The organism is Pseudomonas sp. D3, assembly GCF_029320995.1.
In the GTDB taxonomy this organism is placed as follows: Bacteria; Pseudomonadota; Gammaproteobacteria; order Pseudomonadales; family Pseudomonadaceae; genus Aquipseudomonas; species Aquipseudomonas paraveronii.
In genome coordinates, this window is record NZ_CP119772.1 from 5,388,150 (window position 1) to 5,406,286 (window position 18,137).

The window sequence follows — 18,137 nt, forward strand, 5'->3', positions numbered from 1 at the left end:
CCATGTACCAACACTTTATCGAAGGCCTGCAACGCCTGGGCCGTGCGCTGATGCTGCCGATCGCGATCCTGCCGATCGCCGGCCTCCTGCTGCGCCTGGGCGACACCGACCTGCTCAACATCGCGGTGATGCACGACGCCGGGCAGGCGATCTTCGCCAACCTCGCGCTGATCTTCGCCATCGGCATCGCCGTGGGTTTTGCCCGCGACAATAACGGCACCGCGGGCCTGGCCGGGGCGATTGGTTACCTGGTGATGGTCTCCACCCTCAAGGTGATGGATACGAGCATCAACATGGGCATGCTCGCCGGGATCGCCAGCGGTTTGATGGCGGGCGGGCTGTACAACCGCTTCAAGGACATCAAGCTGCCGGAATACCTGGCGTTCTTTGGCGGGCGGCGATTTGTACCGATTGTCACCGGGTTCAGCGCGGTCGGCCTGGGCGTGATCTTTGGCCTGATCTGGCCACCGATCCAGCACGGCATCAATAGCTTCGGCGTATTGCTGATGGAAAGCGGCAGCCTGGGTGCCTTCGTGTTTGGCGTGTTCAACCGCCTGCTGATCGTCACCGGCCTGCACCATATCCTCAACAACATGGCGTGGTTCGTGTTCGGCAGCTTTACCGACCCGCTGACCGGCGCGGTGGTGACCGGCGACCTGACCCGCTACTTCGCCGGCGACCCGAAAGGCGGCCAGTTCATGACCGGCATGTTCCCGGTGATGCTGTTCGGCCTGCCCGCCGCGTGCCTGGCGATGTACCGCAATGCCCTGCCGGAACGACGCAAAGTGATGGGCGGGATTTTCCTGTCGATGGCGCTGACCTCGTTCCTGACCGGCGTGACCGAGCCGATCGAATTCGCCTTCATGTTCCTCGCGCCGTTCCTGTACCTGCTGCATGCGTTGCTGACCGGGCTGTCGATGGCGGTCACTAACCTGCTGGATATCCACCTGGGCTTTACCTTCTCCGGTGGGTTTATCGACATGGTGCTGGGTTGGGGCAAGTCCACCAATGGCTGGCTGGTCCTCCCGGTCGGCTTGGCTTACGCAGTGATCTACTACAGCGTGTTCAACTACTGCATCCGCCGCTTCCAGCTGAAGACGCCGGGCCGCGAAGATATCCCGGTGGCGCAGGCCGAAGTGATGAGCGATAACCAGCGCGCCACGGCTTACATCCAGGCGTTGGGGGGTGCCGACAACCTGCTCAGCGTGGGAGCCTGCACCACGCGGTTGCGGTTGGACATGGTCGACCGCAACAAAGCAGTGGATGCACAGTTGAAAGCCCTCGGTGCGATGGCCGTGGTTCGGCCGGGTAACGGTGGGAGCTTGCAGGTAGTGGTCGGGCCGATGGCGGACAGCATTGCCGATGAGATCCGGTTGGCGATGCCGTCGTTTGTAGCCAATGCGCCCGTGACAGTTGCGCCTGTGGATAAGTTGGTTGCGGTGGATGTCCGGGAAGCCGAGAGATGGCTGATTGCATTGGGTGGCCGGGAAAATGTGCGCCAGTTGGAAGCGGTGGCGATGACCCGGTTGCGGGTGGAATTGGGGGATGACTCGGTGGTGTCCGAGGCTCAACTGACAGCGCTTGGTTGCCAAGGCGTTAGCCAACTCGATAGCGGTGTTTGGCACCTGCTGATTGGTGACAAGGCCTCGGGTTTGAGCGAGGCGTTGGAGCAGATGGTCAGTGGCCGTGAGGTCAGCGCCGGGGTTTAAGAGATGTAGTGGCTGCTCTGACCTTATCGCGGGCAAGCCCCCTCCCACATTTGACCGGCGCCCGACCTGGCAACGCAGCCAAATGTGGGAGTAGGCTTGCCTGCGATTGGGCCTCACAGGCAACAAAAAACCCGCTGCCCCAACAGGCCCAGCGGGTTTCTTGCTCATGCAATCAACGAATCAAAAATCCGCCAACTGCCATACCTCATACGCCGGTGTCTCATAGGGATGGCTCAGCTTCAACGCGGCCACAACAGCCACGATCAACGCATCCGCCACCACCAGCTCAACTTTCCACTCTTCAACCACTTCAACCTGGCCGACTTGCCCGAGAAACGGCTGGCTGCCGTCCAACGCGCGGAATTGGCCCTGGCCCAGCACTTGCCAGGCGCAGCTGTCGTAGTCGCCGATGCGCCCGCCGCCGGCTGCGAAGACGGCGGTTTTTACCGTCTCCACGTGGCTCGCGGGCACAAAGAAAGCGAGCTTGTACACCGCCTTAGTTCACCCACACGCGAGCGTTGCGGAACATGCGCATCCACGCGCCGTCTTCGTTCCACTCTTCCGGGCGCCACGAGTTCTGCACGGCACGGAATACACGCTCCGGGTGCGGCATCATGATAGTGACGCGACCGTCGCGGCTGGTGAGGCCGGTGATCCCGCGCGGCGAGCCGTTCGGGTTGGCCGGGTAGCTTTCGGTGACCTTGCCGTGGTTGTCGACGAAACGCATGGCCACGCAACCGGACACGTCGGCTTCGAGCAAGGCGTCTTCGCTGGCGAACTCGGCATGGCCTTCACCGTGGGCGATGGCGATTGGCATACGCGAACCGGCCATGCCTTGCAGGAAGATCGAGTTGGACTCCTGCACCTGCACCATGGCGACACGGGCTTCGAACTGTTCGGAACGGTTACGCACGAAGTGCGGCCAGAACTCACTGCCCGGGATCAGTTCGTGGAGGTTGGACATCATCTGGCAACCGTTGCACACACCCAGGGTGAAGCTGTCGTTGCGCTCGAAGAAGCCCTGGAACGCGTCGCGGGCACGGCTGTTGAACAGGGCCGACTTGGCCCAGCCTTCACCGGCACCCAGCACGTCGCCGTAAGAGAAACCGCCGCAGGCCACCAGGCCTTTGAACTCGTTGAGGTCGACGCGACCGGCGAGGATGTCGCTCATGTGGACGTCGATCGCATTGAAGCCGGCACGGTCGAATGCGGCCGCCATTTCCACCTGGCCGTTGACGCCCTGCTCACGCAGTACGGCAACCTGTGGGCGAATGCCTTTCTTGATGTACGGCGCAGCGATGTCCTGGTTGACGTCGAAGCTGAGCTTGGTGCTCAGGCCCGGGTTGTCTTCTTCCAGGATCACGTCGAATTCCTGCTCGGCGCAGTCGGCGTTATCACGCAGGCGCTGGATCTGGTAGCTGGTCTCGGCCCACTGGCGTTGCAGCAGACGGCGCTGGCCTTCGAACACGGTGTCGCCGTTGAAGACGATGTCGATCTGACCGTTGTTGATCGGCTGGCCGATCACGGCCACGCAATCGCCCAGGCCGGCGGCGCTGAACTGTGCCAATACGTCCGGCGTCGCGTCCTGGCGCACCTGGATCACCGCACCCAGTTCTTCGTTGAACAGGATGCCGTTGATTTCAGAGGCGTCCTCGGCAACGCTGTCGAGCACCAGGTTCAGGCCGCAGTGACCGGCGAAGGCCATTTCGACCACGCTGGTCAACAGACCACCGTCGGAACGGTCGTGGTAGGCCAGCAGGTGGCCGTCGGCGTTGAGGCCCTGGATCACCGCGAAGAAGGCTTTCAGGTCTTCGGCGTCGTCGACGTCCGGCGCGTGTTTGCCGAGCTTGCCATGGGTTTGCGCGAGGATCGAGGCGCCCATGCGGTTCTGGCCACGGCCCAGGTCGATCAGGATCAGATCAGTGGTGCCCTTGTCCATGCGCAGTTGCGGGGTCAGGGTCTGGCGGATGTCGGTGACCGGTGCGAAACCGGTGACGATCAACGACAGCGGCGAGGTGACGCTCTTGTCCACGCCGTCATCGTTCCAACGGGTGGCCATGGACATGGAGTCCTTGCCCACCGGAATGGTGATCCCCAGTTCCGGGCACAGCTCCATGCCGACAGCCTTGACGGTGTCGTACAAGCGCGCGTCTTCACCGGGGTGACCGGCAGCGGACATCCAGTTGGCCGACAATTTGATGTCGGACAGCTTGCCGATACGGGACGCGGCGATGTTGGTGAGGGTTTCACCAATGGCCATGCGGCCCGACGCCGGAGCGTCCAGCAGGGCCAGCGGCGTGCGCTCGCCCATGGCCATGGCTTCACCGGTGTAGACGTCGAAGCTGGTGGCGGTGACGGCAACGTCGGCCACCGGCACTTGCCACGGGCCGACCATTTGGTCACGGGCAACCAGGCCGGTGATGGTGCGGTCGCCGATGGTGATCAGGAAACTTTTGCTCGCGACCGCCGGGTGGTGCAGCACGCGCTCGATGCTGTCGGCCAATTCCAGTGTGCTTGGGTCGAAGTCATCGCCCAGCTCCGCTTCACGTACCGCCGAACGGTGCATGCGCGGGGCTTTGCCCAGCAGCACTTCGAGCGGCATGTCCACCGGGCTGTTGCCGAAGTGGCTGTCGGTGACGGTCAGATGCGGCTCGGCTGTGGCTTCGCCGACCACGGCAAACGGGCAACGCTCACGTTCGCAGATGGCCTGGAAGCGCGCGAAGTCTTCAGGGCCGACAGCCAGGACGTAGCGTTCCTGGGATTCGTTACTCCAGATTTCGTGCGGGGCCATGCCCGGCTCGTCGTTTGGAATGTTGCGCAGTTCGAAACGGCCGCCACGCTCGCCATCGTTGACCAGTTCCGGGAAGGCGTTGGACAAACCGCCGGCGCCGACGTCGTGGATAAAGCTGATCGGGTTCTTGTCACCCAACTGCCAGCAACGGTCGATGACTTCCTGGCAGCGGCGCTCCATCTCTGGGTTTTCGCGCTGTACGGAAGCGAAGTCCAGGTCCGCCGAGCTGGTGCCGGTGGCCATGGAGGAAGCCGCGCCGCCGCCCAGGCCGATCAACATCGCCGGGCCGCCGAGCACGATCAGCTTGGAGCCGACCAGGATCTCGCCTTTCTTGACGTGTTCTTCACGGATGTTGCCCATGCCGCCGGCCAACATGATCGGTTTGTGGTAACCGCGCACTTCGTCGCCATGCGGAGTGGTGATCGACTGCTCGAAGGTACGGAAATAGCCGGTCAGCGCCGGACGCCCGAATTCGTTGTTGAACGCGGCGCCGCCCAGCGGGCCTTCAATCATGATGTCCAGCGCGGTGACGATGCGCTCCGGCTTGCCGTATGGCACTTCCCACGGCTGTACGAAGCCCGGGATCTGCAGGTTGGACACGGTGAAACCGGTCAACCCGGCCTTGGGCTTGGCGCCACGGCCGGTAGCACCTTCGTCGCGGATCTCACCGCCGGAACCGGTGGCTGCGCCCGGGAACGGGGCAATCGCGGTCGGGTGGTTGTGGGTCTCGACTTTCATCAGGATGTGTACCGGTTCCTGCACCGCGCCGTACTGGCGGGTTTCAGGGTCCGGGAAGAAACGACCGGCGACGCTGCCGACGATGACCGAGGCGTTGTCCTTATAAGCCGACAGAACGCCTTCGCTGTGCATCACGTAGGTGTTCTTGATCATGCCGAACAGGCTTTTTTCCTGGCTTTCGCCGTCGATGTCCCAACTGGCGTTGAAGATCTTGTGACGGCAGTGCTCGGAGTTGGCCTGGGCGAACATCATCAGTTCGATGTCGTGCGGGTTGCGCTTCAAGCCGTTGAAGGCGTTGACCAGATAATCGATCTCGTCTTCGGCCAGGGCCAGGCCCAGTTCGGTGTTGGCCTTCGCGAGGGCGGCGCGGCCACCGCCGAGCACGTCAATCGCGGTCAGCGGCTTGGCCTCGGCGTGACTGAACAGACCGCCGGCCTGTTCCAACTGGCTGACGATGATCTGGGTCATGCGGTCGTGCAGGCTGCTGGCGATCAGCTCAGCCTCGGCATCGCTGAACTGGCCCGCGACATAGAAGCCAATACCGCGTTCCAGGCGCTGGATTTTTTCCAGGCCGCAGTTGCGGGCGATATCGCTGGCCTTGCTCGACCAGGGCGAGATGGTGCCGAACCGCGGCAGAACCAGGAACAAGCGGCCGGTCGGCTCTTGAACGGGAACGCTTGGGCCGTACTTCAGAAGGCGTGCCAGCACTTGCTGTTCGTCGGCGGTCAAGACGCCAGTCACGTCGGCGAAGTGAGCAAATTCAGCATACAAGCCTGTAACAGCTGGAACCTTCTGGCTCAGTTGCTCAAGGAGTTTGCTGTGGCGAAAGGCAGAAAGGGCAGGAGCGCCGCGCAGGATCAACATCTTCGGGACAGCCTCGGGAAGGGGTGTGCTTTGAGGCCGTGCATTCTAGCGTAAACCGTCGTCAACGGCACCCGAAACGCTACCGCTGGCCGCTGCCGAACGTCAGTTGGCAGGGTTTGCACGGTAGCGGGGCGTTAACCACAGCATTGGGCGCAGTTATTTTAACCGTCACAATCGCTCGCCAGGCCACGTTTCTGCGGGCTGCAGCACAGTTTCAAGGCGGCTAGCAGACAAGTCCCCTGCTGTCGAGATATGGCGCCGTGGGCCGTTTGCGTATACTGCGCAGATGTTCTCCCCAACTGCTTTACGCCCGCGATGCGCCAAATGGCTCATCGCAACCGGACTCTTCCTGATGCTCAGCGCCTGTGTTGATAAACCCAGCACGCTCGAGCGAATCAAGGAGGATGGCGTATTGCGGGTGATTACCCGGAACAGCCCGGCCACGTATTTCCAGGACCGCAACGGTGAAACCGGTTTCGAATACGAATTGGTCAAGCGCTTTGCCGACGACCTGGGGGTGAAACTGGAAATCGAGACCGCCGACAACCTCGACGACCTGTTCGGCCAGCTCGGCAAACCCAACGGCCCGGTGCTCGCCGCCGCCGGTTTGGTCAGCAGCGAGCAACGCAAGCAGCAGGTACGCTTCTCCCACCCGTACCTGGAAGTCACCCCGCAGATCATCTACCGCAACGGCCAGTCGCGCCCCACCAACGCGGCGGACCTGGCGGGCAAGAAGATCATAGTGCTCAAGGGCAGCACCCACGCCGAACAACTGGCGGAGCTTAAAAAGCAGAACCCTGCGATCGAATACGAAGAATCCGACGCCGTTGAGGTGGTCGACCTGCTGCGCATGGTCGACGAGGGCCAGATCGACCTGACCCTGGTGGACTCCAACGAAGTGGCGATGAACCAGGTGTACTTCCCCAACGTGCGCGTGGCGTTCGACCTCGGCAATGCCAGCAACCAGAGCTGGGCCGTGGCCGCCGGCGAAGACAACAGCCTGCTCAACGAGGTCAACAGCTACCTGGACAAGGTCGGCAAGAACGGCACCTTGCAACGCCTGAAAGATCGCTACTACGGGCACGTCGACGTGCTCGGCTACATGGGCGCCTATACTTTCGCCCAGCACTTGCAGCAGCGCCTGCCCAAGTACGAGAAACACTTCAAGGCCTACGCCAAGGAAGAAAAGGTCGACTGGCGCCTATTAGCCGCCATTGGCTATCAGGAATCACTCTGGCAACCCGCGGTCACCTCCAAGACCGGCGTGCGCGGCCTGATGATGCTGACCCAGAACACCGCCCAGGCGATGGGCGTATCCAACCGCCTGGACGCCAAGCAAAGCATCATGGGCGGCGCCAAGTACCTGGCCAAGATCAAGGATGAGTTGGACGACGATATCGCCGAGCCGGATCGCACCTGGTTTGCCCTGGCTGCTTATAACGTGGGCACCGGGCATCTGGACGACGCACGCAAGCTGGCGCAGAAGGACGGCCTGAACCCGAACAAGTGGCTGGACGTAAAAAAGATGCTGCCACGCCTGTCGCAGAAGCAGTGGTACAGCAAGACCCGCTACGGCTATGCCCGGGGCGGCGAGCCGGTGCATTTTGTGGCGAACATCCGGCGCTACTACGACATCCTTACCTGGGTGACCCAGCCACAGCTGGAAGGCAACCAAGTGGTCGAAGGCAACCTGCATGTGCCTGGGGTGAACAAGACCAAGCCGCCGGAAGAGAACCCGCAGCTGTAAACCCGACACCCCCAAACACCACCGCCCAATGTGGGAGGGGGCTTGCCCCCGATAGCGGTGTGACAGTCAGCTTTTCTATAACTGACCCACCGCCATCGGGAGCAAGCCCCCTCCCACATTTGACTCGCTACTGGCCTTGGAGACCGGTGATCAGATGCACGATCCCACCCGCCAGCACCATCACTCCCGACACTCCCGCCGCCTTTAACGCCGCCGCATCCACCCGTGCCGCATCCTGCAGTTGCACACGCACTCGCGTCAGCGCCACGCGTTGTTGCGACTTGAGGTTATCCGCGCCACCGAGGGCATTCAGCACGTCGGCGGACAACAGGTTCTCCCCCGCTGGCACAGGCGCAGCGACGGTCTCGGCGATCAAGTCCGGGGTCAGGGCTTTCCAGAACGCCCGCTGCAATTTCTCGAACATGCTCAGTGCTCCACGACAGGTGAGGTTTCAACGGTGGCCGCGTGGTACAGGCGCAAGGCCTCGCGTACTTGCGCAGCTTCTTCCAGGCCCAGCACCTGACGGGCGATGATCTGGCAGTCCGCCAGGTCCAGCTCGCGCACGGTGGCCTTGATGGACGGGATCAGCGGCACGCTGACCGACAGTTCGTCCACCCCCAACCCGATCAACACCGGCACCGCCAACGTTTCAGACGCCAGCGCCCCGCACACGCCGACCCACTTGCCGTGGGCATGGGCGGCCTTGACGGTGGTGGCGATCAGGCGCAGCACCGCCGGGTGAAAGCTGTCGGCCTGGCTGGCCAAGCGTGGGTGGTCGCGGTCCATCGCCAGGGTGTATTGGGTCAGGTCGTTGGTGCCGATGGAGAAGAAGTCCACATGGGGCGCGAATACATCCGCCATCAAGGCCGCAGACGGCACCTCGATCATGATGCCCAACTTCGGCAGCTCGGTAAGCCCAAGGGCCGATGCTTCCTCTTCAAGAATCGTGCGCGCCAGGTGCAGCTCCGAGAGCAGGCTGACCATCGGCAGCATGATATGCAGCCGCGTCAGCCCGGCACTGGCGAGGATTGCGCGGAACTGTTCGCGCAGCAATTCGGGGCGCTCCAGGCACAGGCGAATACCGCGCAGGCCCAGGAACGGGTTGGTCTCGGCGTCCATCGGCACATAGGCCAAGGGTTTGTCACCGCCGACGTCCAACGTGCGCACCACCAGGTTGCGCTCCGGGCCCAGCGCGCGGGCGATGGCGCTGTAGGTGCCGGCTTGCTCTTCGGGGCTCGGCGCGCGATGGCGGTCCAGGTAGAGGAACTCCGAACGCAGCAGGCCCACGCCTTCGCCGCCCAGGCTCAGGGATTGCTCGACCTCCTGAAGCGACGCGACGTTGGCCGTGACTTCGACATGATGACCGTCGCGGGTGATGGCCGCCAGGCACGCCTGCGCGACGTCGCGTTGGTGCCGCAGCACTTGCTCCCGGCGAGTGGCCTGCAATTGCTCTATCTCGGCCAGGTCCGGGTTCAGGTGCAGCTCGCCCTTGTCGGCATCCAGCAGCACCTGTTGACCATTGGCCAGCGCCAACACCTGCGGCGGCACCCCGCAAATCGCCGGCAGCCCCAGCGCACGAGCAAGGATCGCGACGTGGCTGGTCGCGCCGCCGCCGACGGTGACAAACCCGAGCACCTTGTGCGTATCGAGGCTGGCGGTTTGCGACGGCGTCAGTTGCTCAGCGATCAGGATCGCGCGTTCAGGCAGTTCCCATGCGCGATCCTGAATGCCGAGAAGCAGTTTCAGCACGCGCTGGCCGACGTCGGCCAAGTCCGCCGCACGTTCGGCGAGCAGGGCATTGCCCAGGCCCTGGAACAGTTTGGCGGTGGCGAGCGTGGCGTTGTTCCAGGCAAAGGCGGCGCTTTTGCCCTCGGCTAGCAGGCAGTGGGCGTGCTCCAGCAGGGTCGGGTCTTCGAGCAGTTCCTGATGGGCACGGAAGATCTGCGCCTGGGCACTGCCGACCGCCTTGGCCTGCAGCGCTTGCAAGGCCTCGGTTGCAGCCAGCAAGCCACGCCCCAACGCCGCGCGTTCGAGTGCTTCGCCGCCCCCCGCTTCGGGAATGCTCAGCGCCGGCTCCGCCACCTGGACCACCTGACCAAACGCCGAGCCCGGCGACGCACACACGCCCCGAAACACCCTCGCGGATGACACAGACGCAAGCGGCGCAGCCTCCTCGACCAGCGTCGCGATCGTCTCGCCGCACCCCTCGGCCAACAGCGCCACCAAGGCCTTGATCGCCGCGCTGGCATCCGCTCCCGCCGCGCTCACCTGCAAGGTGTCGCCCTGCACGGTTTGCAGCGCCATGATCGCCACCAGCGACTTGGCGTTGGCACTCTGGATTTGCTTGTGCAAATAGATGCTGGCATTGAACCCCTTCGCCGCCTGGGCAAACACCGCCGCCGGGCGGGCGTGCAAACCGTTGGTATTGGGCAACGTCAGCGGCTTGGAGAACAGCGCATCGCCCTCCTCGTCCACTGTTTCTGCCGCCTCACCTGGAGACAGGCGCAACAGCGGCTGGCCCACCGCGACCAGGCCGCTGGCCGGCGCCAGTAGCGCAAACGGCTCGCCGCTGACCACTAGCATCAAGGTCAGCAGGCTGCGGGCGTTGAGCGCAACGTAGTCGGCGTCGAACTCGATCAGCGGCTGCCCGGCCACCACCCGCTGGCCTTCCTCGACCAATCGGCTGAAGCCCTTGCCCGCCAGGTTCACGGTGTCCAGGCCGATATGCAGCAGCACCTGGACGCCGTTGTCGTCGGTAATGCTCACCGCATGGCCACTCTCCTGGATATTGCTGATCACTCCGGTCAATGGCGCGCAGAGGGTCGGCGAGGTGGGATCGATGCACAGGCCGTCGCCGATCAGGCGGCTGGAGAACACCGGGTCGGGGACCTTGTCCAGTGCCAGCAGCACACCCGACAAGGGCGCAAGCAATTCCAGGGGTTGAGTTGCGGTCATGACGTCACCTGCTGTTTTGTTCTGTAAAAATCATTGGGTGGATACAAATCCCGAGGTGACGAAGATCAAATGTGGGAGGAGCTTGCCCCCTCCCACATTTAAGCCTGTCTACCGCCGAAAATTCACTTCCACCAGTACTCGACTTGCACACCGATGTTCGAGCCATGCCGCGCAGTGCCGTAGGCGCCGGTGTCGGACAACGCCGACCCAGCCGCCAGCTCATTCGCCGCGCGCTTGGCCGCTTCGTTCCAAGTCGCATAGGTGTAGTACAGACGCACTTCCGGGCGCGCCCAGAAATCCGGGCCCTTGGGCGACCAGGTCGGGGCGAAGGTGAATTTGCTCAGCTTGCGTGTACCGCCGGTAGCGTCGACCTGATCATGGCCAAGCTCGGTGACCAGTTTGAACTGTTCACTGATCGCATATGCCGGACGCACACCGATGGACATCCAGGTCTGGTCCTGGCTGCCGGGGCGAATATCTTTCTGGTACACCGCCTCGATCTGCCCACCGAAACGAGGGGTGAGTTGCCAGTCGAAGAACTCCACGGCGCGGTAGCTTTTGCTGCTGCTATCCAGGGCGGTATTGCCGGTGTAGCCGAGGCCGGTGCCGGGGCCTTCGCCGTACTGCAGGGCGAACTTGTTCTTGCCGCCGAGGAACGGTGTTTGCACATGTTGCGCGGTCAGCGCCCAACCGCTGTTGGCGTCACGCCCGCCGGCTTTTTCGATGTAGCTCAAGCCCAGTTCCAGCTTGCCGCCGGGGTTGGTCTTGAAGCCGGCCACGTTGAAATCGTGACGGGTGGCATATTCCTTCTGGTACAGGTTGTCCTTGCGCGAAAGCGCGTAGCTGTATTTCAGGTCGCCAATCAGCACGTCCTCGATGCCACCGCCCGTGGCGCTCTGGTTCCAGTAGTAGAAGTCGGAGATATGGATGTCGTTACGTTTGTAGTAGCGCCGCCCCGCCCACAGCGAGCCGCCGTTGAGGCTGGGCAGGTTGGACCACTGCGCATACATCTGCGGCATGCGCGCCGAGCCGTTGTCTTCGCCCTGGAATTTAAGCGCGCGGTCGTACTTGTTGTAGAGAGAAGCCATGGCGTCGACGCTGAGCACGGAGCCGTCGTCGAGGGTCAGCAGGTCCTGGCGCAGCTCCAGTTCGCCGTATTGTTCACATTCGTTGCCCAAACGGTATTTGGTTTGCGCGCCCGGCAGTTGGAAACACTGCTGCTTGCCACTGCCGGTTGAAGTCCCCGCGCCGCTGCGCAAGTAACCGGCAAACTCCAGGGCCTGAGCGCCGAACGGCAAGCTCAGACACGACGCCACGAGGCCCAGCTTTATTGTTTTTTTCATGCAGTACTCCGATATTTTTATTATGTTTTTGTGAAGCGCCCGGTGCCCCCACACGGGGAATTAATCTCCTGCTTAGCGTCGCGCTCGACCGTTGCTACAACGCTCCAGGCATCAGTCCTTGAGGTGCAGCACGAAGGATTCGTAAGGCCGTAACGCCAGCGTGCCCGCGCTTGCCTGGCAATCGGGGTAGTTGCTGATCAGCAGGCGCTGCCGCGTCGTTGCGTTGAGGACGTTGTCGGGCAGCTGGATTTCGCAGGGTTTGCCGTAGAAGTTGTTCAGCACCAGCAGGCGCTCGCCATGGCCTTCGCGTAGGTAGGCCCAAACCTGGAGATGGTCCTGCAACAATTCGCGATAAACGCCGTCTTGAATCAGCGGCTCCTGGCGACGCAAGGCGATCAGGCTGCGGTAGTGATGCAGCACCGAATCCGGGTCATCCCGTTGGCTGTCGACGTTGATCTGCGCCGCATTGGCCGGGATGCCGATCCACGGTTCAGCGCTACTGAAACCGGCATGCTTGCAGGCATTCCACTGCATCGGCGTGCGCCCGTTGTCCCGCGACTTCTGCATGATCGCCGCCATGCTCGACGCCTCGGACTCACCGGCATCACGTTTGAGGCGGTAGATGTTGAGGGTTTCGACATCGCGGTACTGTTCGATCTTGTCGAAGCCCGGATTGGTCATACCCAACTCTTCGCCCTGATACACATACGGCGTGCCCTGCAGGAAGTGCAGCGCCGTGGCGAGCATCTTGGCCGAGACCACACGATGCTCACCGTCATCCCCAAAGCGCGAGACCACCCGTGGCTGGTCGTGGTTACACCAGAACAGCGCGTTCCAACCGCCGCCGGCCTGCATACCCAGTTGCCAGTCGGAAAAGATCTGCTTGAGCTGCAGGAAATCGAAGTCGGCCTTCACCCACTTCTGCAGGTTCGGGTAGTCAACTTTCAGGTGGTGGAAGTTGAAAGTCATCGACAGCTCTTTCGACTCCGGCCGCGAGTAGCGGATGCAGTGTTCCAGGCTGGTGGACGACATCTCGCCGACGTTGATCAGGGCATGGCCTGCGAAGACTTCGCGGTGCATTTCCTGCAGGTATTCGTGCACGTTCGGACCGTCGGTGTAGAAACGGCGGCCGTCACTGGCGTCTTCGGGGAAGTCGGCGGGTTTGGAGATCAGGTTGATCACGTCCAGGCGGAAACCGCCCACACCTTTGTCGCGCCAGAAGCGCATCAGCTTGAACACCTCGGCGCGCACCTTGGGGTTGTCCCAATTCAGGTCGGCCTGGGTGTGGTCGAACAGGTGCAGGAAGTACTGGCCGGTTTGCGCTTCGTATTCCCAGGCCGAACCGCCGAACTTGGATTCCCAGTTGTTCGGCTGGTCGCGCCAGATATAGAAGTCGCGGTACGGGTTGTCGAGGCTGCTGCGCGCCTGCTGGAACCACTCGTGCTCGATGGAGGTGTGGTTGACCACGATATCGAGCATCAGCTTGATGCCGCGCGTGGCCGCTTCGCTGATCAGCCGGTCGCAATCGGCCATGGTCCCGTAGCTCGGGTCGATGGCGTAGTAGTCGCTGATGTCGTAGCCGTTGTCGCGCTGCGGCGAGCGCAGGAACGGGGTGATCCACAGGCAGTCGACGCCCAGCCATTGCAGGTAGTCGAGTTTGTCCACGATACCCAGCAGGTCTCCGGTGGCGTTACCCGCGTGGCTGTGAAAGCTCTTGGGGTAGATCTGGTAGATCACCGAGTGTTGCCAGTTTTGCATGGGGGTTCCTTCAGTAAAATTTTGTACCAGCCGCTCGGCCTCATCGGGAGCAAGCCCCCTCCCACAGGGGGAACGCATTTCAACTGTGGGAGCGGGCTTGCTCGCGAAGGCGGTAATTCAGGCAACGCGATACCCAGGCCGGACAATCTTCATGCTCAATGCACAGGTCAGAACAAACGGCACGACCATCGCGATGACCATCCCGATCACAAACATCGGGATCGCATGCGGCACGATCGAGATAAACCCAGGCAAGCCACCGACCCCGATGGCCGAGGCCTGCACCTTGTTCAGCGAGAGGAAAATGCTGCCCAGTGCCGACCCCAGCAACGCGGCATAAAATGGAAACTTGAAGCGCAGGTTCACCCCGAACATCGCCGGCTCAGTGATGCCGAAATACGCCGAGATAGCGGAAGTCGAGGCCATGCTTTTGTCCCGCGCATTGCGGGTCATGTAGAACACCGCCAACGCGGCGCTGCCCTGGGCCAGGTTGGACATGACGATCATCGGCCAGATAAATGTGCCGCCCTGGGTGGAGATCAGTTGCAGGTCCACCGCCAGGAACATGTGGTGCATGCCGGTGATCACCAGCGGCGCATACAGCAGGCCGAAAATCGCCCCGCCGAGCATTGGCGCCAGGTCAAACAGGGTGACCACGCCTTCGGTGATCAGGATGCCGAGGTGACGGGTCACCGGGCCGATGATCGCCAGCGCGAGTACGCCGGTGACGACGATCGTGGTGATCGGCACGACCAGCAGTTGAATGGCATTCGGTACCCGCGCACGCAGCCATTTCTCGATGACGCTCATCACATAGGCCGCCATCAGGATCGGCAGGATCTGCCCCTGGTAGCCGACTTTCTCGATCTTGAACCAGCCGAAAATGTCGAAGTACGGCAGGCTCTGACCATCGAGACCGGCCACCGCCTTGCCGTAGTTCCAGGCGTTGAGCAGGTCCGGGTGGACCAGCATCAGGCCGAGCACAATGCCGAGGATTTCACTGCCGCCAAAACGCTTGGCTGCCGACCAGCCCACCAGCGCCGGCAGGAACACGAACGAGGTGTTGGCCATCAGGTTGATCAGGCTCCACAGGCCATCCAGGTTCGGGTAGGCCTCCAGCAGCGTCTTGCCTTCGATGAACATGCCCTTGGCGCCCATCAGGTTGTTCACGCCCATCAACAGGCCGGCGATGATCAGCGCGGGCAGGATCGGCATGAATACATCGGAGAACACCCGCACCAGGCGCTGCATGGCGTTGGTCTTGTCGGCGCCCTTCTTCTTGACGTCGGCGATAGTGGCGGCGGCGAGGCCGGTCTGTTCGCGCAGGGCGGCGTAGACCTTTTCCACTTCGCCGGGGCCGATCACCACCTGGAACAGGCCACCGGTAAAGAACGAACCCTTGACCAGGTCGACCTGGTTCAACGCACTGCCGTTGACCAGGCTCGGGTCCTTGAGCGCCAGGCGCAGGCGGGTCACGCAATGGGCAGCTTGCTCAAGGTTGTCGCGGCCCCCGAGGTTCTCGAGAATCTCGCGGGCGATGTTCGAATAGTCGTGGCTCATGCTTGGTTTCCACTTTGATTTTTTTATTTGAGGGCAGTCATTGGCAGCACGCCGAAGGCAAAAGTACTCGTACAGACGAGTTAAAGCAACAACTCGTCTGTACGAGTTACATGTTGTTTATTTTTTGTAGGCCTCGCCGTCCCGCAGGCCACAGATATCCACGGGCCCAATGGACAAACCCCAGCCGTGCCACTAAGGTTCCTGCCTTGAACGCAAACGCGGCACAGAGCCATCCCCATGAGCAAATACAACCAGATCTATACCGATCTGCTTGCCAATATCACCACTGAACGCCTGCAACGCGGCACCCGTCTTCCCTCTGAAACCGAACTGATGGATGCCTACCAGGCCAGTCGTGGCACCGTGCGGCGGGCCATCGAGCAGTTGCAGGAACGTGGGTTTGCGCAAAAAATCCACGGCAAGGGCACGTTTGTGTTGTCGCCCAACCCTATCGAGTTCCAACTGGGCGGCATCGTCAGTTTCCACGAAACCCACGCCGACCTGGGCGATGACGTATGCACCGACGTCGTCGAATTCACCCAGTTCCCGCTGGAAGGTTCACTGCTGCAGCACATCGAGGCCGAACCCGGCAGCCTGATCACCCGCATCAAACGGGTGCGGCGCATCGGCGGCAAACGGGTGATCCTCGACATCAACCACTTCGTCGCCGACCTGATCCCCGGCCTGGACCGCGACATCGCCGAGCAATCGATCTACGCCTTCATCGAGCAGACGTTGCAGTTACAGATCAGCTACGCCCAACGCACCATCGAAGCCCTGCCCCGCGGCAAAGACGACCAGGCGCACCTCGACCTCGAGGGTCAAAGCCATGTGATCGTGGTGAGCAACCAGACGTTTTTGCAGGACGGGCGGCAGTTCGAGTACACCGAGTCGCGGCACACATTGGATAAGTTTTACTTTTCGGATATCGCGCGGCGATGAGGGCGTTGATCTTCCCTATTCCAGAAACACAAAACCCCGGCACATGGCCGGGGTTTTGTTGTTCAGCATTTATCTGCTAGGGCAGGATCATTCCCACTCAATCGTCGCCGGCGGCTTGCTCGACACGTCATACGTCACGCGCGAAATGCCTTCGATTTCATTGATGATACGGCCGCTGACGGTTTCCAGAAGTTCGTAGGGCAGGTGTGCCCAACGGGCGGTCATGAAGTCGATGGTTTCCACCGCACGCAGGGCCACGACCCACGCGTAACGACGGCCGTCGCCGACCACGCCTACCGATTTCACCGGCTGGAACACCACGAACGCCTGGCTGACTTTGTGATACCAGTCGGCCTTGTGCAGTTCTTCGATGAAGATGTGGTCGGCGCGACGCAGCAGGTCGGCGTATTCCTTCTTCACTTCACCGAGGATGCGCACGCCCAGGCCCGGGCCCGGGAATGGGTGACGGTAGACCATGTCGTAGGGCAGGCCCAGTTCCAGGCCGAGACGGCGGACTTCGTCCTTGAACAGTTCGCGCAGCGGTTCGACCAGCTTGAGGTTCATTTCCTCGGGCAGGCCACCTACGTTGTGGTGGGACTTGATCACGTGGGCCTTGCCGCTCTTGGCGCCGGCCGACTCGATCACGTCGGGGTAGATGGTGCCCTGGGCGAGGTACTTGATGTTGTCCAGTTTGTTGGACTGGGCATCGAATACGTCGATGAAGGTGCGGCCGATGATCTTGCGCTTTTTCTCCGGGTCGGACTCGCCGGCCAGGTTGTTGAGGAACTGCTCCTCGGCGTTGGCGCGGATCACCTTGACGCCCATGTTCTCGGCGAACATGGCCATCACTTGCTCGCCTTCGTGCAGGCGCAGCAGGCCGTTGTCGACGAATACGCAGGTCAGCTGGTCGCCAATGGCCTTGTGCAGCAGCGCGGCTACCACGGAGGAGTCGACGCCGCCGGACAGGCCGAGCAGCACATTGTCGGTGCCGACCTGGGCACGCACGTTGGCGATCGCGTCTTCTGCGATTTTCGACGGGGTCCACAGGGCTTCACACGCGCAGATATCGAGGATGAAACGCGACAGGATGCGACCGCCCTGCTTGGTGTGGGTCACTTCCGGGTGGAACTGCACGCCGTAGTAACCACGCTCATCGTTGAACATACCGGCGATCGGGCAGCTCGGGGTGCTGGCCAGGATGTGGAAGTCTTCCGGCATCTTGGTGACTTTGTCACCGTGGCTCATCCACACATCGAGGCCGAACAGGCCGTCGGCGTCGACATGGTCTTCAATGCCGTCCAACAGGCGGCTCTTGCCGACCACGTCGACACGCGCATAACCGAATTCACGCAGCTCGGAACCTTCAACCTTGCCGCCCAATTGCTCGGCCATGGTTTGCATGCCATAGCAGATACCAAACACCGGCACGCCCAGGTCGAATACGGCTTGCGGGCAGCGCGGGCTGTTGGCTTCGTGTACAGACTCGGGGCCGCCGGCAAGGATGACGCCTTTCGGTGCGAATTCGCGGATCGCTTCGTCGTCCATGTCGAACGGATGCAGTTCGCAGTACACGCCGATTTCACGCACGCGACGGGCGATCAGTTGGGTGTACTGGGAACCGAAATCGAGGATCAGGATACGGTGGGCGTGAATGTCGAGGGCCATGAGATCAGTCTCGTCTAATGAATCAGAAACAACTCGGGGCTGCATAAGACAGCCCCGGTTACTTA

At 62.0% G+C, this 18,137-nt stretch carries 11 protein-coding genes; 3 read left to right on the forward strand and 8 right to left on the reverse strand.

Features of this window, described 5'->3' with window-relative positions; all coding sequences use genetic code 11:
- Positions 1-2: 2 nt before the first annotated feature.
- Complete coding sequence (nagE, locus tag P3S72_RS24880; protein WP_276194707.1) at positions 3-1,709, forward strand: N-acetylglucosamine-specific PTS transporter subunit IIBC; 1,707 nt, start codon at positions 3-5, stop codon at positions 1,707-1,709.
- Between the two features lie 180 nt (positions 1,710-1,889).
- On the opposite strand, the gene P3S72_RS24885 is transcribed toward nagE, so the two are convergent.
- Positions 1,890-2,201, reverse strand: coding sequence for an NGG1p interacting factor NIF3 (locus P3S72_RS24885; RefSeq protein WP_247404083.1), 312 nt, complete (start codon positions 2,199-2,201; stop codon positions 1,890-1,892).
- A 4-nt stretch (positions 2,202-2,205) separates the two neighbouring features.
- Positions 2,206-6,102, reverse strand: a complete 3,897-nt coding sequence (purL, locus tag P3S72_RS24890) for a phosphoribosylformylglycinamidine synthase (protein ID WP_276194708.1) — start codon at positions 6,100-6,102, stop codon at positions 2,206-2,208.
- Positions 6,103-6,388: 286 nt separating this feature from the next.
- Here purL and mltF point away from each other — a divergent pair, with 286 nt between their 5' ends.
- Entirely contained in the window at positions 6,389-7,849 is a 1,461-nt protein-coding gene (mltF, locus tag P3S72_RS24895) for a membrane-bound lytic murein transglycosylase MltF (protein ID WP_276194709.1), read from the forward strand.
- A gap of 127 nt (positions 7,850-7,976) precedes the next feature.
- Here mltF and P3S72_RS24900 read toward each other — a convergent pair whose 3' ends face one another.
- The 5 genes from P3S72_RS24900 to treP form a co-directional block, all read right to left on the reverse strand.
- A complete protein-coding gene (locus P3S72_RS24900) occupies positions 7,977-8,273 on the reverse strand; it encodes a PTS transporter subunit EIIB (protein WP_276194710.1) in 297 nt (98 codons plus the stop codon).
- Positions 8,274-8,275: 2 nt separating this feature from the next.
- Positions 8,276-10,804, reverse strand: coding sequence for a phosphoenolpyruvate--protein phosphotransferase (gene ptsP / locus P3S72_RS24905; RefSeq protein ID WP_276194711.1), 2,529 nt, complete (start codon positions 10,802-10,804; stop codon positions 8,276-8,278).
- Between the two features lie 122 nt (positions 10,805-10,926).
- Entirely contained in the window at positions 10,927-12,147 is a 1,221-nt protein-coding gene (locus P3S72_RS24910) for a carbohydrate porin (protein ID WP_276194712.1), read from the reverse strand.
- Positions 12,148-12,258: 111 nt separating this feature from the next.
- On the reverse strand, positions 12,259-13,905 hold the full coding sequence (gene treC, locus P3S72_RS24915) for an alpha,alpha-phosphotrehalase (RefSeq protein ID WP_276194713.1): 1,647 nt from the start codon (positions 13,903-13,905) through the stop codon (positions 12,259-12,261).
- A 117-nt stretch (positions 13,906-14,022) separates the two neighbouring features.
- Positions 14,023-15,465 carry a PTS system trehalose-specific EIIBC component gene (gene treP / locus P3S72_RS24920; protein WP_247402663.1) on the reverse strand — a complete coding sequence of 481 codons (1,443 nt, stop codon included), beginning with the start codon at positions 15,463-15,465 and terminating at the stop codon, positions 14,023-14,025.
- A gap of 237 nt (positions 15,466-15,702) precedes the next feature.
- Between treP and treR the strand changes: the two genes are divergently transcribed.
- On the forward strand, positions 15,703-16,407 hold the full coding sequence (gene treR, locus P3S72_RS24925) for a trehalose operon repressor (RefSeq protein WP_276194714.1): 705 nt from the start codon (positions 15,703-15,705) through the stop codon (positions 16,405-16,407).
- 87 nt (positions 16,408-16,494) lie between these two features.
- Here the strand turns inward: treR and guaA are convergent, their stop codons facing one another.
- Positions 16,495-18,072: a glutamine-hydrolyzing GMP synthase gene (gene guaA, locus P3S72_RS24930; protein ID WP_247402671.1), complete on the reverse strand. Its 1,578-nt coding sequence runs from the start codon at positions 18,070-18,072 to the stop codon at positions 16,495-16,497.
- Between the last annotated feature and the right edge of the window lie 65 nt (positions 18,073-18,137).

Bases quoted from the DNA above. Each gene is read 5' to 3' on its own strand.
- nagE (WP_276194707.1), top strand. From the start codon at position 3: ATGTACCAACACTTTATCGAAGGCCTGCAACGCCTGGGCCGTGCGCTG.
- purL (WP_276194708.1), bottom strand. From the start codon at position 6,102: ATGTTGATCCTGCGCGGCGCTCCTGCCCTTTCTGCCTTTCGCCACAGC.
- mltF (WP_276194709.1), top strand. From the start codon at position 6,389: ATGTTCTCCCCAACTGCTTTACGCCCGCGATGCGCCAAATGGCTCATC.
- P3S72_RS24900 (WP_276194710.1), bottom strand. From the start codon at position 8,273: ATGTTCGAGAAATTGCAGCGGGCGTTCTGGAAAGCCCTGACCCCGGAC.
- ptsP (WP_276194711.1), bottom strand. From the start codon at position 10,804: ATGACCGCAACTCAACCCCTGGAATTGCTTGCGCCCTTGTCGGGTGTG.
- P3S72_RS24910 (WP_276194712.1), bottom strand. From the start codon at position 12,147: ATGAAAAAAACAATAAAGCTGGGCCTCGTGGCGTCGTGTCTGAGCTTG.
- treC (WP_276194713.1), bottom strand. From the start codon at position 13,905: ATGCAAAACTGGCAACACTCGGTGATCTACCAGATCTACCCCAAGAGC.
- treP (WP_247402663.1), bottom strand. From the start codon at position 15,465: ATGAGCCACGACTATTCGAACATCGCCCGCGAGATTCTCGAGAACCTC.
- treR (WP_276194714.1), top strand. From the start codon at position 15,703: ATGAGCAAATACAACCAGATCTATACCGATCTGCTTGCCAATATCACC.
- guaA (WP_247402671.1), bottom strand. From the start codon at position 18,072: ATGGCCCTCGACATTCACGCCCACCGTATCCTGATCCTCGATTTCGGT.